The sequence below is a fragment of the Seonamhaeicola sp. ABD4_175 genome (assembly GCF_056160885.1).
The window spans coordinates 410,012-427,225 of sequence record NZ_JBSWYC010000003.1 but is presented as its reverse complement, the minus strand read 5'-3'; the positions used below and the strand labels follow the sequence as shown (position 1 = coordinate 427,225).

Here is a 17,214-nt window from a genome sequence, read left to right as displayed (position 1 = left end):
TATGTATTTTGCAGGTGTTAATTCTAAAATAAAAACACCTAACAATTAAATAAAATATTAAAAATTATATGAGAAAAGAACTGCACCACAAAGGTTGGAACGAAATTAAAACAAACGATTCTTGGGCAATTTTTAAAATAATGGGAGAATTTGTTAATGGTTTTGAAAAAATGAGTAAAATAGGACCTTGTGTGTCTATTTTTGGCTCTGCAAGAACAAAACCAGACCACAAATATTACAAACTTACCGTTGATGTTGCCGAAAAAATTGTACAATCTGGCTATGGTGTTATTACTGGTGGTGGCCCAGGTATTATGGAAGCTGGTAACAAAGGTGCACACCTTGGTGGCGGTACATCGGTTGGGTTAAATATTGAATTACCTTTTGAGCAACACGATAACCCGTACATAGACCACGATAAAAATTTAGATTTTGATTATTTCTTTGTGCGCAAAGTTATGTTTGTTAAATACTCACAAGGGTTTGTAGTTATGCCTGGTGGCTTTGGTACACTTGATGAACTTTTTGAAGCCATTACACTTATTCAAACACATAAAATTGGAAAGTTTCCAATAATTTTAGTGGGTACAGATTTTTGGGAAGGCTTGCTAGACTGGGTTAAAAAAACACTTTTAGATACGTTTAATAATATTAGCCCAGGCGATTTAGACTTAATTCATCTTGTTGATACTGCTGAAGAAGTCACCGACATTCTAGACAATTTCTACAAACAATCGCAGCTTAGTCCTAATTTTTAATAAAACCTTAAAACTACAAGCTTAATAATGCTTACGTAAAGTACTATTAATCTTGTAGTTTACTTATTTTGCTATATTGCAACCCCTTAAATGTACTTTTTAAACCTTTAATGTTTGCTAAATTTGAAGTTTCACTTTAATTATTTATTCTTAATATCACTTATATTTTCATTACACAGTTTTAGTCAAGATAGTATTGACTTAAAAGCTAGTTTTGATGTTGATAATAGAGAAATAAAAATTTCACAAAGCATAACTTATTTAAACACTTCAAAAGACACATTAAAAACGGTATATTTAAACAATTGGGCCAATAGTTACGCCACAAAAAAAACACCTTTAGCTAAGCGTATTGCAGATGAATATATTAACGATTTTCATCTAGCAAAAAGTACAGATAGAGGTTATAGTGTTGTAACATCAATAACCCAAAACAATAACGATATAACCTATTGCGAACTTGAAAAACATCCTGATGTTATTAAAGTAGATTTGCAAAATCCGCTTTTACCAAACACATCTTATAATATAGATTTAAATTATATTGTTAGAATTCCAGATGCTAAATTCACAAAATACGGTATTACAAATACTGGCGATGTAAACTTGCGTTATTGGTACATTACACCAGCTATTTATAACGGCGAGTGGCAATATTACAGTAATAAAAATTTAGATGATTTGTATGTGCCTACAGCCAATATTTCAATGGAAATTGAATATCCAAAAGGCTATTATATTACTTCAGAATTAAACGTAGATAATCTCACGCAAAATACTAAAAATCAATTAATTAATTTTTCAGGAAAAAACAGGGTTAACTCTAAACTTTTTCTAACAAAAAGCAAAGTTTTCAATACCATTCAAAATGAAAGCATTTCATTAGTTTCTAGTATTAATGATGAAAATTTAGAGGTTGTTGATAAGGTTTTAATAACAGAAAAAATATTACGTTTTATTGAAAATAATTTAGGTAAATATCCGCATAAAAAATTATTACTCACACATGTAGATTATGATAAAAACCCTATTTATGGTTTAAATTTTTTGCCTAAATTTTTAAAACCATACCCTAAAAGCTTTCAATATGAATTAAAGCTTTTAAAAATTTCACTACTAAACTATTTAGAAAATACGCTTTTAATTAACCCTAGAAAAGACCATTGGTTAATTGATGGAATTATGGTGTATTACTTAATGAAATATGTTGATGAACAATACCCTGATATGAAATTTTTAGGATCTTTTGCTAATATTTGGGGTGTTAGGTCTTTTCATGCAGCAGACATGAGTTACAACGATAAATACAATCTTGTTTTTATGTTTATGGCCAGAACAAACCGAGACCAAAAACTAACCATGGCCAAAGATTCATTATTAAAATTTAACACCAATATTGCTAATAAATATAAAGCAGGAATTGGTTTAAAATATTTAGATGATTTTGTAAATAGTAATGTTGTTGAAAATAGTTTATCTGAATTTGTAAAAACAAACAAACTACAACAAACAAACACACGTGCGTTTCAAAAGCTTATAAAATCTAAAACATCAAAAAATGTCGATTGGTTTTTTTCAGATTACATAAACACACGCAAAAAAATTGATTTCAAAATAAAAAAGATTTCAAAAACTAAAGATTCTGTAACTATTACCATTAAAAATAAACGTAATAATAGTATGCCAGTATCTTTATATACGTTAAAAGATGATAGTATTGTTTCAAAAACCTGGGTTCAAAATATAAACCTAAACAAAACACTAACTATACCGCGTAATGATGCTAATAAACTGGTTTTAAATTACAATGAGGTAATACCAGAAATTAATATAAGAGACAACTGGAAATCACTTAAAGGCTTCTTTTTCAATAACAAACCATTACAATTTAGACTTTTTAAAGACATTGAAGATCCACACTATAATCAAGTGTTTTTTATGCCTGTGGTAGAGTTTAATAATATATATGACGGGTTAACACTTGGGGTTAAAGCTTACAATAAAACCGTATTAAAAAAGCTTTTTAACTATAAGTTTGAACCACGTTACGCTTTAAAATCTAAAACCATAACGGGTTCTGCTTCAATTTTTAATGTTCATTATTTAGAAAACACCAATTTATACGCTATAAATTACGGTATTAATGGAGGTTATGCATCTTACGCTGAAGATTTATTTGTTAGAAGAATTACACCATCGTTATCATTTTCCTTTAGAGATGATAGTGATTTCAGATCAAACAAACGGGCTTCTTTAACATTTAGATATATTGATATTCATAGAGATAGAGATGCTAATAACGCACTAACATCTGATGAGCCAAACTACAGTATTTTTAACGCCCGATACGTTAATTCAAACGATAATTTAATAAATTTCAATAAATGGTACGCCGATTTTCAAATAGGTAAAAAGTTTAGCAAAGTAGCTTTTAATTATGAATATAGAAAGCTTTTTGAAAGCAACAGGCAGTTAAACGTTAGGTTTTTTGGAGGTATGTTTTTGCAGAATAACAATAATCCAGCTTCAAACTACTTTAGTTTTGCTTTAGATAGGCCAACCGATTATTTGTTTGATTATAACTACTTAGGACGATCTGAAGGTACCGGAATTTTTAGTCAGCAATACATCACTGCCGAAGGTGGTTTTAAATCTAAACTAGAAATACCTTATGCCAACCAATGGATATCAACCATGAATGTAAGTACAACACTTTGGAAATACATTTTAGCTTACGGTGATATTGGTTTTGTGAAAAACAAACACAAGTCTGAGCATTTTATGTATGATTCTGGTATAAGACTCAATTTGGTAACCGATTATTTTGAAATATATTTCCCCGTGTATTCTAATTTAGGCTGGGAAATTGGGCAACCTAATTACGACCAAAAAATACGCTTTAAATTCACTGTAGACCCACAGGTACTTCTTGGACTGTTTAGAAGACGTTGGTTTTAATTATTTTGAAGTATTTTCATTAAAACATAATTTTAAGTGAATAATTTTAATTTTAAACACTTTAAAATGAATATTTTTTAATAATAAGCAGCAACTTAGCATTTCAAAATATTGCTAAAAAGACAAATTTTTACTACTTTTGCAAAAGCACTAAAGCGTTCTTAATTATGCAAAGTATTCCTGATTTAAAAAACATTTCATTTGAAGATTTCAAAACCGAAGTTATAAATGATTATAAAGTTGCTGTTAGAAGTAGAGAATGTAGCTTATTAGGAAGACGCGAAGTTCTAACAGGTAAAGCAAAATTTGGGATTTTTGGTGACGGTAAAGAAGTACCACAACTTGCCATGGCTAAAGCTTTTAAAAAAGGCGATTGGAGATCTGGGTACTACAGAGACCAAACCTTTATGATGGCTATTGGAGAACTTACTCCTGAACAGTTTTTTGCAGGCCTATACGCTAACACAAATATTGAGTTAGAACCCATGTCTGCTGGTCGTCAAATGGGTGGCCATTTTGTAACCCACAGTTTAGATAAAAATGGTAACTGGAAAGACCTTACAAAACAGTACAATTCTAGTGCCGATATTTCACCAACAGCAGGCCAAATGCCCCGTTTGTTGGGTTTAGCACAGGCCTCTAAAATATTCAGACATGTAGATGGTATTAAAACGTCAAATTTTTCAGTAAACGGTAATGAGGTAGCCTGGGGAACCATTGGTAATGCCAGTACTAGTGAAGGTTTATTTTTTGAAACCATAAATGCCGCAGGTGTTTTGCAAGTTCCAATGGTTGTAAGTGTGTGGGATGATGAATATGGTATTTCAGTACACGCTAAACATCAAACCACTAAAGAAAATATTTCTGAAATACTTAAAGGTTTCCAACGTGATTCAGATAATAAAGGTTTCGAAATATTACGCGTTAAAGGCTGGGATTACGCAAACCTTATTGAAACATACCAAGAAGCAAGTGCCATTGCAAGAGAAGAACATGTACCTATTTTAATTCACGTACAAGAACTTACACAACCTCAAGGGCATTCTACATCAGGTTCTCATGAACGTTATAAAAGTCCTGAACGTTTAGAATGGGAAAGGCAGCATGATTGTAACCTAAAAATGCGTAATTGGATGATTGAAAGTGGTATTGCCACAAATGAAGAATTAACCGATATTGATAGAGTGATAAAAAGAGAAGTTCGTGAAGCAAAAAAGAATGCTTGGAACACTTTTTTAAAACCAATAGTAAAAGAAAAAACAGAGCTTATTGCTATTTTAACACAATTGGCAGCAAAATCGGCCAACGGTGTTTTTATTAATAAACTTAAAGATGGTTTGGTAACAATAGATGAGCCTGCAAGAAAAGACATATTATCTGTTGCTAGAAAAGCGCTCAGATATACTATTACAGATACATCTGCTGAAAAACAAAAGCTAAGCAACTGGATAGATACTATTATAAACCAAACGCAACCGTTATTCAGTTCGCATTTATACTCTGAAACGGCTCATGCTAACACAAAAATATCAGAAGTTAAACCAACTTATAATGATAATGCACCACTAGTTGATGGTAGAATTATTATTAGAGATAATTTTGATGCCATATTTACCAACTACCCAGAAGCCTTAGTTTTTGGTGAAGATACTGGTAATATTGGTGATGTAAACCAAGGTTTAGAAGGTTTACAAGCAAAATTTGGAGCGCTTAGAATTGCAGACACAGGAATTAGGGAAGCTACCATTATTGGGCAAGGTATTGGCATGTCTTTACGCGGTTTACGCCCAATAGCCGAAATTCAGTATTTAGACTATATTTTATACGCCATTCAAACCATTAGTGATGATTTGGCCACAACGCATTACCGCACAAAAGGCAAACAAAAATCGCCATTAATTATTAGAACCAGAGGTCATCGTTTAGAAGGTATTTGGCACTCAGGCTCTCAAATGGGTGGCATATTGCATTTAGCTCGCGGTGTTAATGTTTTAGTGCCAAGAAACATGACTAAAGCCGCAGGATTTTACAACACACTGTTGCAAGGTGATGACCCTGCCATTGTTGTAGAATGCCTAAACGGTTACAGGTTAAAAGAAAAAATGCCAAGTAATTTAGGTAGTTTAAAAACACCTATTGGCGTTGTTGAAACCGTAAAAGAAGGTACAGATATTACTTTAGTTTCATACGGCTCTACCCTACGTTTAGTTGAACAAACAGCCAAAGATTTACTTACTGTTGGCATTAACGCTGAAGTAATTGATGTTCAGTCTCTTTTACCCTTTGATATTAATCATGATATTGTAAAAAGTATTGAAAAAACAAACCGTGTTATGATTATTGATGAAGATGTTCCTGGTGGTGCATCGGCATATATTTTAGATGAAATTTTAAATAAGCAAAAAGCTTTTCAGTATTTAGATAGTGAACCAAAAACACTAACAGCTAAGACTCATAGACCTGCTTATGGTAATGATGGTGATTATTTCTCAAAACCATCAGCCGAAGATATTTTTGAAGCTATTTATGATGTTATGCATGAAGTAAGCCCTTCAAATTATCCAAAATTGCGATAAAACTCAATAATATATTACCAAGAGCCTTTCATTTAGAGAGGCTTTTTTTTGTATAAAACACAAACAATAAAAGCTTATATGTTTATGCTAAAAAATAATTAAATTCGTAAATCTTACTAAACAAACACTATTAACATGAAATCAACCTTAAAACTTACGCTATTAGTAGTTCTTATCATTCTTTATAATTGTAATGAAAAAACAAAACAAAAAATCAACAAAACTATTGAAAACAAAGAACTTAATCCTGAACCACAAAGTTCGAATACGAATGAAGACACTTTTTATCAGTACTCTATTTGGTTTGCTTTTGTAAATAAAGTTTTTGATGGTCATTTAACAGTAAAGGAGTTAAAACAACACGGAAATGTAGGTTTAGGTTCCTTTGATTTTTTAGATGGAGAGCTAGTAATGTTAGACGGTGTTGCTTACCGCATTAGAGAAAATGGTGAAATTAGTATTGGAGAAGATAATGACCAAATAGTATACGCTGATGCTGCATTTTTTAAAAAAGAAGCAAGTTTTAATATTGAAGAATCAATAAAGTTCACTGAATTAGCAAGTAAATTAGACGTAAAAAAGAAATCTCCACACTACTTTTATATTTATAAAATACATGGCAATTTTAAAAGAATAAAACTTGGAGGAGTACCAAAAGTAAAAAAGCCATTTAAAGATGGTTTAGATGTATTAATACCAAACAGACCGGTATTTGAAACTGAAAATATTTCTGGCACATTAGTAGGTTTTTATTGTCCTGAATATATTGGACATATTAATGCTAAAGGACATCATTTTCATTTTATTAGTGATGATAAAAAATGGGGAGGTCATGTAATGGAATTTGAATCTACTGGTATATTAGAAGTTGCCTACGACACCAAAACAAAATATGCATTTGATTTACCTTTAAGTGAAGAGTTTGAAAATGTAAACCTTAGCAAAGAATTTCAATACAATTAAAATTATGTGTAAAAAAATCTTTTTTATACTAACGCTAATTGTTAGTGCTATGGTATTTAGTTGTTCAAATGCAACACCAATTAAATCTCCTCTTGTAAACTTTGCTAAAGAACATATTTTAAAATCTACAAAAGAAAATAACATAAATAATATTAATGTTTCTTGGGTAATTGATAGTACAAATTTAAAAACACAATCATATAAAATAACAGTAACCGATAACAATGTAAATATATCTGGAGGTGATTACCATGGTTTAATGTATGGGGGGTTAGAAGTAGCTGAGCAATTGTCATTAAATGGTAAAGTTGTAAATACTACGCATGAGCCATATATTTTAAAGCGTGGTTTAAAAATGAATATTCCATTAGATGCTAGAACACCAAGTTATGATGATTCTGGTGATTCAGCTATTAAAAATGTACAAACTGTTTGGGATTGGGGTTTTTGGAAAAACTACTTAGACCAAATGGCTATTAATAGGTATAATGTTTTATCTTTTTGGAATCCGCACCCATTCCCATCAATGATAAAACTTGAAAATTACCCTGATATCGCCTTAAATGATGTTTACACTACTAATTATAAACCAAATGGTTTAGAAAATGAAATGGGAGATCCTGGTTTAGTAGCATCGGTAGTATTTGATAACCTTAAATTAGTAAAAAAACTATCTATTGATGATAAAATTGCCTTTTGGAAAAAAGTGATGCAATACGCTAATAACAGAGGTATTGATATTTATTGGGTTAACTGGAATATATGCCCCAATAGTGTGGCTACACCTGTAAAGCCAATGTACAAAACCTACAGAATAAACATGACTGATGAAACACCAGGAAAACATGGCATAACTCACCAAATTGATAACCCAATAACTATAGCCTACCACAGAGCCGCTATAAAAGAGTTTTTAAAAACATACCCACTTGTAAAAGGAATTGGTATAACATCAGGTGAACATATGCCATTAAAATGGGAAGGTTCAAATAGAGAAGAATGGGTATGGAATACCTATGGCAAAGGTATAATAGATTATAAAAAAGAAAACCCAAACAGATCAATAGATTTAATTCACAGGGTTTGGCACTCTGATATGGATCAAATAATAAAATACTGGGGAAAATATCCAGACAACTTTGATGTAAGTTTTAAATATGCAAAAGCTCGATTATACTCCTCACCAAAAATTAATTTTTATGATGAGCATATTAAAGCCATGAAAAACTATAACTTAAAATCATGGTGGAACCTTAGAAATGATGACATTTTTGTATACAGGTGGGCTAACACAAAATATGTAAGAGAGTTTATAAAAAACCTACCTAAAAATAGCACTAAAGGCTATTATATGGGATCCGATGGATATGTTTGGGCTAAAGAATTTATAAGTAAAATTCCTGAATTATCGGGTGAATATGAATTTAATAAACATAAATTTAGGTTTATGCTTTGGGGACGTTTAGGGTACAACAATAATTTATCAGAAACTGTTATTTTTAAAACTTTTAAAGAATATTACAAGTCTAATAATCCTAAGCTACTATACCACACGTGGCAAACCGTTTCAGAAATAATACCTCAAGTAAACAGATTTCATTGGCGTAATTGGGATGCAGATTGGTCTGTTGAATCATCTAGGGCAAGAGAAAAGCTTGGTGGCTTTAGAGATGTTTTTGATTTTGTAAACAATCCCACAATGCCTAATGAAAAACTAATAAATTGTACTGAATACGTTAAAAACACATTAGCAGAAAATACTATAAAAGAAATAACACCTGTGGTGGTTTCTAAAAACTTAAAATCATGGAGTTTAGAATCTCTTACTAATATTAATAACATTAATTTACAAAGCGCTTCAATACAAACAAAAGCTTTAATTTCAGACATTAAAGCTATGGCTAATTTAGGTTTATATTATGCCTTTAAAATTGATGCAGCAACTAATCTTGCTTTTTATGAACAAACCAAGCAAAAAAAATTTAAAGCTGATGCTATAAAAAACATGGAAAAAGGGCTATTAGCCGTTACAGAATATGCAACTATTTCAAATAAAAACTACAAAACTCAAATGTTAGCGCGCCCTGGTGCTTTAAATTGGAATGATTTAGTTGACGAAGTTAAAAATGAATTACAGTTATTAAAAAATATTTAATATTGAAAGCCGTATCTATTAGAGAAATAAAAAAAGAACTTAGTACACTATCACACATAGAAATTCAAGAACTTTGTTTAAGGCTTTCAAGATTTAAAAAAGAAAACAAAGAATTACTCACGTATTTACTTTTTGAAGCTAATAATGAAGCTGCTTATATTGATAGTGTTAAAAACTATATTGATACAGAATTTGATACTATAAATACTGATAGTTTATATTACATTAAAAAAAGCGTAAGAAAAATTCTTCGTAACATAAAAAAATACATTAGGTATTCTAAAAAGAAAGAAACCGAAGTTGAACTACTACTCTACTTTTGTGAGAAACTTAAAAAAGTTAAGCCTAGTATTAATAAAAGTGTGCAGCTTCAAAATATGTATAATAGACAACTGCTTTTAGCTAAAAAGCAAATAAATACATTACATGAAGATTTACAATATGATTTTAATGTAATAATAGAAACTTTAAACGCATAGTAAAATTCTAGTCATTATCTAAATTATTAAACCCAATTGGTAATCCGTACACAGTTTTTACTGCTTTACCTGCATGATTTCCAGGTTGCATTTTTGGTAACAATTTAATGATGCGTTCAGCTTCGTTGTTAAGTATTTCATGCGCTCCTCTAGTTCTAACATTGCTTACAAAGCCTTTATTATCTATATCAAACATAATTAAAACACGCCCTTCAATTTTATTTTTTATAGCTTCTTCTGGGTATTTAAAATTACTTGAAATATGTTGACTAATTTTATTTTTAAAACAGGCTTTACTTTGATTGTTTCTTTCGCAACCTGGTAATATTGGTGCTATTTCAATGAGTTCAAAAGGAATGGCAACATTTTGAGTTCTAGCAGCTTCTTTTTCGGCTAATTCTTTTTCTATAGCTGCTTTTTTGGCATCGGCAATTAATACAATTGGTTCATTATCATTTGAAAAACTATTCAAAAAACTTCCATTAGCATACCAATCAACTAAACTTGTATTACTACTATTAAAGGTTTTAACATAGCCATCACAATCTTTAAATAACATATTAGTTAAATTAATGTTTTTTAAGTTTGAAACTTCTGTATTAATTTTTTCATCAAATATAATTGCAGGTTTAAAACCTTTAATTAAACCACTGCTTAAAGCTAGTTTAGTATGCTCACCAATGTAAACAGCTTCTTTAATTAAACCAGATTTAATGTCAGATTTTATATTATCACTATTATTTATGAGTTTTAAATTTTCAGCTAATACTTTAGTACCTTCTTTTGAAAAATCTATGTCTTCTCGTTTATTGTAAGATTTAACACTTATACACCTAGAACCCGTACTACTTGAAGCATAAGGATATCTAAGAGCAATAGCATTATTAATTTTTGAAAAAGTTCCAGTATTAAAACTAAAATCGTTGGCAGTAGCTTTATATGAAACAACATTTTTTAAGTTTACTTCACCTCCTAAAATTTTAAAAGAATCTCCAGCTGAGTAACTAACCATAACATTTTTTATGGTAGTTTGGTTACCAACACCTGCTAATAATAAACCGCTTAAACCGCCTGCACTACTGTATGATTTTTTACCGGCATACTCAATTCTTACATAGTTTAAAATTCCAGAACTATTAATTGTATTGCCTCCTCCGTAATTAACATAGCTATAAAATTTAGGCTCTAAATTTTTATAAAAAGGCATCATTGTGCCTATGCCAAAAGTATTTAATTTACCATCGCCTAATAAAATAATACCACCCCAATCTCCACCTCGTTTTACACTTTTATTAGATGTAAATATTATTGGGTCTGTTTCTAAACCATTAGCAATTATTTTGGCGCCTTTAGTAATTGTTAAAGTGGCTTTAGTTTTATAGTCACCTAAAATTACTGTTCCTGGTTCAATAGTTAAAGTTACACCGGGTTTAACAAATACATTGCCTACTAATAAATAAGTTTCTCGTTTGTATAACTTGGTATCTTCAGTTATTTCTCCACTAATAATTTGTGAAGCTTCATTATAACTTTTATTTGTTGGATTAAAATCTGTCCAAATTTCTAACCATTTATTTTCTTTAACTATAGCCGCTTCATTTTGAGAAAAACTGCTAATAATTGAAAAAAACAACATCAAAATTATTAAATAAAAATTTTTCATATTAAAAAAATGTTAATAATAGCTATTTCAAACATATAATTAATATAGTTTAAATGCAAATTTAACAGATAAAAAACAGAAAACATGTTCTTTTTCTTTCATTTTATACGTATTGAAGCATAATCAAAATGAATACAAATAGATGTACTTTTTTTGACTGCTTGTTTCAATAGTTTTATATTTGCCCTCTTAACTATATGTACACTTTATGAAGATTTCATACAATTGGCTAAAGCAGTTTATTAAAATAGATTGGACACCTGAAAAAACAGGTGAATTACTTACAGATTTAGGACTTGAGGTTGAAGGCATTGAAACATACCAATCCGTTAAAGGCGGTTTACAAGGTGTAGTTGTTGGTGAAGTTTTAACATGTGAAAAACATCCTAATGCCGATAAATTAAAAGTTACCACAGTAAACATTGGTAACAATGAACCTGTACAAATTGTATGTGGTGCACCAAATGTTGCTACTGGCCAAAAAGTGCCTGTTGCTACTATAGGTACAACACTATATACGCCTGAAGGTGAAAGCTGGACCATTAAAAAAGGTAAAATTAGAGGCGAAGAAAGCTTTGGAATGATTTGTGCTGAAGACGAACTTGGTTTAGGAAAATCTCATGACGGTATCATGGTTTTAAATGAAAACTTAACCGTTGGAACTCCATGTGCCGAAATTTTTAATATTGAAAATGACGCTGTTTTTGAAATTGGCCTGACACCAAACAGAGCCGACGCCATGAGCCATTTTGGTGTAGCACGAGATTTAAAAGCAGGCCTACAACAAAAAGATATAAAACAAGAACTCATAACACCATCTGTAAGCGCATTTCATGTTGACAATAGAACATTAAAAATTGATGTAGATGTTATTAACAAAGATCTTGCTCCAAGATACTGCGGTGTTACATTAACAGGTGCAAAAGTAAAAGAATCGCCGGCATGGTTACAAAACAGGTTAAAAGCTATTGGTTTGGCACCAATAAACAATATTGTTGATGCTACTAATTATGTTTTACATGAATTAGGGCAACCACTTCATGCCTTTGATGCTGTTAAAATTGCGGGCAGTAAAATTGAAGTAAAAACTTTAGAAAAAGGTACAAAATTTACAACCTTAGACGGTGTTGAGAGAGAATTACACGAAGATGATTTAATGATTTGTGATGCCGAAAAACCAATGTGTATTGCGGGTGTTTTTGGAGGCGAATACTCTGGTGTTTCAGAAAGTACAACAAGTATATTTTTAGAAAGTGCCTATTTTAATCCCGTTTCAATAAGAAAAACAGCTAAACGTCATGCTTTAAACACTGATGCTTCTTTTAGGTTTGAGCGTGGAATAGACCCTAATATTACTAAATACGCTTTAAAAAGAGCGGCACTTTTAATTCAAGAATTAGCAGGTGGTGAAATTACCAGTGATATTACAGATTTCTATCCTAATAAAATTGAAGATTTTCAAGTACGATTAGCCTTTGATAATGCTAAAAAATTAATAGGAGAAGAAATTCCTAAAGAAACCATTAAAAGTATTTTAACATCCTTAGAAATTAAAGTAAATAATGTAACCGAAGCTGGTTTAGGTCTTACCGTTCCTGCGTACAGAAATGATGTACAGCGTGAAGCTGATGTTATTGAAGAAATTTTACGTGTTTACGGCTACAACAATATAAAAACTACTAAAAAGTTAAATGCCTCTATTTCAAGCACATCAAAATTTGATGACTATAAAATTCAAAACATTGTTGGTAATCAACTGGTAGCACAAGGGTTTTATGAAATAATGGCAAACTCTTTAACAACTTCAAAATACATTACATTAACAGAACAGTTAAAAGAAGAACATAATATTTCAATATTAAACCATTTAAGTACAGATTTGGGTGTAATGCGCCAAAGTTTATTGTTTTCTGGTTTAGAGGCTGTTGCATACAACATAAATAGAAAACAAGATAGTTTAAAACTTTTTGAATTTGGTAAAACATATCATCAATTCAATGATACTAGAGAAGAATTTAAACATCTATCTGTTTTTGTAACTGGTAACCGCTCACAAGAACGCTGGACTAATACTGTACAAAAAAGTGATTTCTTTTTCTTAAAAGGTACCATTACTAGTATTTTAAATAGATTAGGATTATCAAGATATAAAGTATCACCTGTTAAAAACGATATTTTTAGTGAAGGTATTAGCTTATCATTAGGCAAAAATAAATTAGTTGATTTTGGATTGGTTAACAAAAAAATACTAAAGCACTTTGGTATTTCACAAAACGTATTATTTGCAGATTTTAGTTGGGATACTGTTTTAAACATGGCAAAACATAACAATATTAAGTTTAAAGATATTCCTAAATATCCTGCTGTTAGAAGAGATTTTGCACTATTGTTAGATGATACTGTAACGTTTGAAGAAATAGATAGAATAGCATCACAAACCGAGAAACAATTACTTAAAGATGTTGATTTGTTTGATGTATACCAAGGTAAAAATCTTCCTGAAGGCAAAAAAAGTTATGCTGTTAGTTTTACACTTCAAGATGAAAACAAAACACTTACAGACAAACAAATTGATAAAATAATGAACAAATTGCAAACTAATTTTGAAAAACAATTGGGTGCAGAGTTAAGGTAGATAGTTATGCAATTAAAATACTTTTATTTGTTGCTTTTATGTGTTTTACTTTTCAAAACAAGTATAGCACAAAACAACAGTTTACTTTATAAAATAGAGCAAGATACATCATCCACTTGGACGCTTTTTAAATATGACGTAAATACCACTTGGCATGGTGTTAAATACTCTTTAACTAAACCACTTTCATGGAAAGAAAAAGACTTTTTAAAATTTGGTGGCTTAGTAGCGGGTACAGCAGCTCTATCTTTTACTGATAGAAGTGTTGAAACCTTTATGGGGCATCAACGGGAAGGTTACCCAAAGCTTTTAAGAGATATTGGATGGTATTTTGGGAGTCCGCAAAACTATTTCATGGCCAATGCAGGTTTGTATGGTTTTGGTTTATTTACTAAAAATGCCAAAATTAGGCGTACAAGTGTATTAATTATAACATCATCTGTAACTACAGGTTTAATACAAACCATAGCCAAAAATGGTTTTGGTAGAGCTAGACCAGGTACTGGTTTGGGGCCTTATTTTTTCAAACCTTTTTCAAAAGAAGCTGGCCATCATTCTTTTCCTTCTGGCCATACGGTTCTATCTATAACTATGGCGCATGCAATTGCTAAACAATTTAAAAGCCCTTGGACAAAAGCTGGTATTTATAGCGTTGGTGCCATTGCTCCTGTGTCTAGATTAATAGACGGTGCCCATTGGCTAACAGACATTGCTTTTGGTGCTGCTGTTAGTATTATTGTGGTTGATGGTGTTGATAAATTTTTGTTTAAAAATGAAGCTCATAACATTACAAAATCTTTAAAACCTAAAACAGTTTCTTGGAATTTATCTTTTGGCGCTAATAAAATAGGTATTGTTGGTGTTTTTTAGTATGATGCTTTATTATGCTTTCTGCTGAAAATTTTGTATCTTCAAAAGAACATTTAAATTTGAATAACATGATAGATTCAAAATATATTAAAGTTTTCACCGGAGATTTTATAACCGTACAACGTATGGTAAATGAACTTGAAACTGTTAATATTAAAGCAGTGGTTAAAGATGAGGCAGAGTCTGCGCGGTTAGCAGGTTTTGGTCCAGCTATACAAGACTTACAAGAAATTTATGTTCATAATGATGAAGTTGATAAAGCTGTTACAATAATTGAAACTATAAACGCTCAGTTTAAGGTTTAATACTAAAAGTAAAAACATAAAAAAACATCCGTTAAAAAATTATTAACGGGTGTTTTTATTTTAAATAACGTATAGTAAACTAAGCAGTTACTGTATACATTTTTTCTCTTAATTCTTTCACTTTTGGGTTTTGCATGTACTCATCAAACGTCGTGTAACGGTCTATTACACCATTTGGAGTTAACTCCACTACTCTGTTGGCTACAGTTTGCGCAAACTCATGGTCATGGGTTGTAAATAAAATTGTGCCTTTAAAGTTTTTTAAAGAGTTGTTAAATGCAGTGATACTTTCAAGATCTAAGTGGTTTGTTGGTTCATCTAACATTAAAACATTTGCCCTTTGTAACATCATTCTACTTAACATGCAACGTACTTTTTCTCCACCAGAAAGTACATTACTTTTCTTCAAAGCCTCTTCACCACTAAAAATCATTTTTCCTAAAAAGCCTCTAATATTTACTTCTTCACGTTCTTCTTCTGTTTTTGCCCACTGGCGTAACCAATCAACTAAAGTTAAATCGTTTTTAAAAAACTCACTATTGTCTAATGGTAAGTATGATTGTGTTGTAGTAATACCCCAAGCAAATGTGCCGGCATCGGCTTTTTCTTTATCGTTTAAAATTTGATAAAAAGCAGTAGTTGCTCTAGAATCTCTAGAAAAAACAACAACTTTATCGCCTTTTGTAAGGTTTAAGTCTATATTTTTAAATAGTAATTCGCCATCAATTGAAGCTGTTAATCCTTCAACGTTTAAAATTTGATCACCTGCTTCACGCTCACGTTCAAAAATAATGGCAGGATAACGGCGAGATGATGGCCTAATATCTTCAATATTTAGTTTATCAATCATCTTTTTTCTACTAGTGGCTTGCTTACTTTTAGCAACGTTAGCTGAAAAACGACGGATAAATTCTTCTAACTCTTTCTTTTTCTCTTCGGCTTTTTTGTTTTGTTGTGCTCTTTGGCGTGCTGCTAACTGCGATGACTCGTACCAAAATGTGTAGTTACCAGAAAAATGATTTATTTTCCCAAAATCAATATCTGAAATATGGGTGCAAACTGCATCTAAAAAGTGACGGTCATGTGATACTACAATTACACAGTTATCATAATTTGCTAAAAAGTTTTCTAACCAAGAAATGGTTTCATAATCAAGGTCGTTAGTAGGCTCATCCATAATAAGCACATCCGGATTTCCAAAAAGAGCTTGCGCCAATAACACGCGTACTTTTTGTTTACCATCTAAATCACTCATTAATGTATAATGAAAATCTTCCTTTATACCTAGGTTAGATAACATGGCTGCGGCATCACTATCGGCATTCCAACCATTCATTTCTTCAAATTGCACTTGAAGCTCGCCAATTCTATCGGCATTCTCGTCAGAATAATCAGCATACAACGCATCAATTTCAGTTTTAATTTTAAATAAAGGTTTATTTCCCATTAAAACCGTTTCTAAAACCGTATGCTCATCATATAAATTATGGTTTTGTTCTAATACAGACATGCGTTTACCAGATTCTAACGATACGTGTCCGGAGGTTGCTTCCATTTTTCCAGAAATAATCTTTAAAAAAGTAGATTTTCCTGCGCCATTGGCTCCAATTATACCATAACAATTACCCTGTGTAAAAGTGGTATTTACTTCATCAAACAAAATACGTTTTCCAAATTGAACCGAAAGATTTGATACTGATAACATATGCTTACTTTAAATTTTTGCAAAAGTAGAAAAATGAATTGGTAAGCCGAAACTTATAACTGCTATTTTTAACCACTAAATATTCTGTTTTACCTAAAAAATCAACATTTAACAACGCATTAACAACACTTGTTAATATGTTAAAGT

The 17,214-nt window shown here is 31.0% G+C and carries 11 protein-coding genes; 9 read left to right on the top strand and 2 right to left on the bottom strand.

What is annotated here, in order from left to right; genetic code table 11:
* Positions 1 to 68: 68 nt before the first annotated feature.
* The 6 genes from ACXAG4_RS11655 (at position 69) to ACXAG4_RS11630 (ending at position 9,889) form a co-directional block, all read left to right on the top strand.
* Complete coding sequence (locus tag ACXAG4_RS11655; protein WP_475296251.1) at positions 69 to 758, top strand: LOG family protein; 690 nt, start codon at positions 69 to 71, stop codon at positions 756 to 758.
* A 123-nt stretch (positions 759 to 881) separates the two neighbouring features.
* Positions 882 to 3,716 (top strand): gluzincin family metallopeptidase, encoded by a 2,835-nt coding sequence (locus ACXAG4_RS11650; RefSeq protein WP_475296250.1) that lies wholly within the window; start codon positions 882 to 884, stop codon positions 3,714 to 3,716.
* A 167-nt stretch (positions 3,717 to 3,883) separates the two neighbouring features.
* Positions 3,884 to 6,292 (top strand): alpha-ketoacid dehydrogenase subunit alpha/beta, encoded by a 2,409-nt coding sequence (locus ACXAG4_RS11645; RefSeq protein WP_475296249.1) that lies wholly within the window; start codon positions 3,884 to 3,886, stop codon positions 6,290 to 6,292.
* 135 nt (positions 6,293 to 6,427) lie between these two features.
* Complete coding sequence (locus ACXAG4_RS11640) at positions 6,428 to 7,255, top strand: acetolactate decarboxylase (RefSeq protein WP_475296248.1); 828 nt, start codon at positions 6,428 to 6,430, stop codon at positions 7,253 to 7,255.
* Positions 7,256 to 7,259: 4 nt separating this feature from the next.
* Positions 7,260 to 9,410 carry a hypothetical protein gene (locus ACXAG4_RS11635; protein ID WP_475296247.1) on the top strand — a complete coding sequence of 717 codons (2,151 nt, stop codon included), beginning with the start codon at positions 7,260 to 7,262 and terminating at the stop codon, positions 9,408 to 9,410.
* A 2-nt stretch (positions 9,411 to 9,412) separates the two neighbouring features.
* Positions 9,413 to 9,889 (top strand): hypothetical protein, encoded by a 477-nt coding sequence (locus tag ACXAG4_RS11630; protein WP_475296246.1) that lies wholly within the window; start codon positions 9,413 to 9,415, stop codon positions 9,887 to 9,889.
* 7 nt (positions 9,890 to 9,896) lie between these two features.
* Here ACXAG4_RS11630 and ACXAG4_RS11625 read toward each other — a convergent pair whose 3' ends face one another.
* On the bottom strand, positions 9,897 to 11,552 hold the full coding sequence (locus ACXAG4_RS11625) for an energy transducer TonB (RefSeq protein ID WP_475296245.1): 1,656 nt from the start codon (positions 11,550 to 11,552) through the stop codon (positions 9,897 to 9,899).
* A gap of 208 nt (positions 11,553 to 11,760) precedes the next feature.
* Here ACXAG4_RS11625 and pheT point away from each other — a divergent pair, with 208 nt between their 5' ends.
* From pheT to ACXAG4_RS11610, 3 genes are all read left to right on the top strand, one after another.
* A complete protein-coding gene (pheT, locus tag ACXAG4_RS11620) occupies positions 11,761 to 14,187 on the top strand; it encodes a phenylalanine--tRNA ligase subunit beta (RefSeq protein ID WP_475296244.1) in 2,427 nt (808 codons plus the stop codon).
* Positions 14,188 to 14,193: 6 nt separating this feature from the next.
* Positions 14,194 to 15,057: a phosphatase PAP2 family protein gene (locus tag ACXAG4_RS11615; protein WP_475296243.1), complete on the top strand. Its 864-nt coding sequence runs from the start codon at positions 14,194 to 14,196 to the stop codon at positions 15,055 to 15,057.
* A 68-nt stretch (positions 15,058 to 15,125) separates the two neighbouring features.
* On the top strand, positions 15,126 to 15,362 hold the full coding sequence (locus ACXAG4_RS11610; RefSeq protein ID WP_475296242.1) for a putative signal transducing protein: 237 nt from the start codon (positions 15,126 to 15,128) through the stop codon (positions 15,360 to 15,362).
* Between the two features lie 79 nt (positions 15,363 to 15,441).
* Here the strand turns inward: ACXAG4_RS11610 and ACXAG4_RS11605 are convergent, their stop codons facing one another.
* On the bottom strand, positions 15,442 to 17,067 hold the full coding sequence (locus ACXAG4_RS11605; protein ID WP_475296241.1) for an ABC-F family ATP-binding cassette domain-containing protein: 1,626 nt from the start codon (positions 17,065 to 17,067) through the stop codon (positions 15,442 to 15,444).
* Between the last annotated feature and the right edge of the window lie 147 nt (positions 17,068 to 17,214).

Bases quoted from the DNA above. Each gene is read 5' to 3' on its own strand.
- ACXAG4_RS11655 (WP_475296251.1), top strand. From the start codon at position 69: ATGAGAAAAGAACTGCACCACAAAGGTTGGAACGAAATTAAAACAAAC.
- ACXAG4_RS11645 (WP_475296249.1), top strand. From the start codon at position 3,884: ATGCAAAGTATTCCTGATTTAAAAAACATTTCATTTGAAGATTTCAAA.
- ACXAG4_RS11640 (WP_475296248.1), top strand. From the start codon at position 6,428: ATGAAATCAACCTTAAAACTTACGCTATTAGTAGTTCTTATCATTCTT.
- ACXAG4_RS11635 (WP_475296247.1), top strand. From the start codon at position 7,260: ATGTGTAAAAAAATCTTTTTTATACTAACGCTAATTGTTAGTGCTATG.
- ACXAG4_RS11625 (WP_475296245.1), bottom strand. From the start codon at position 11,552: ATGAAAAATTTTTATTTAATAATTTTGATGTTGTTTTTTTCAATTATT.
- pheT (WP_475296244.1), top strand. From the start codon at position 11,761: ATGAAGATTTCATACAATTGGCTAAAGCAGTTTATTAAAATAGATTGG.
- ACXAG4_RS11615 (WP_475296243.1), top strand. From the start codon at position 14,194: ATGCAATTAAAATACTTTTATTTGTTGCTTTTATGTGTTTTACTTTTC.
- ACXAG4_RS11610 (WP_475296242.1), top strand. From the start codon at position 15,126: ATGATAGATTCAAAATATATTAAAGTTTTCACCGGAGATTTTATAACC.
- ACXAG4_RS11605 (WP_475296241.1), bottom strand. From the start codon at position 17,067: ATGTTATCAGTATCAAATCTTTCGGTTCAATTTGGAAAACGTATTTTG.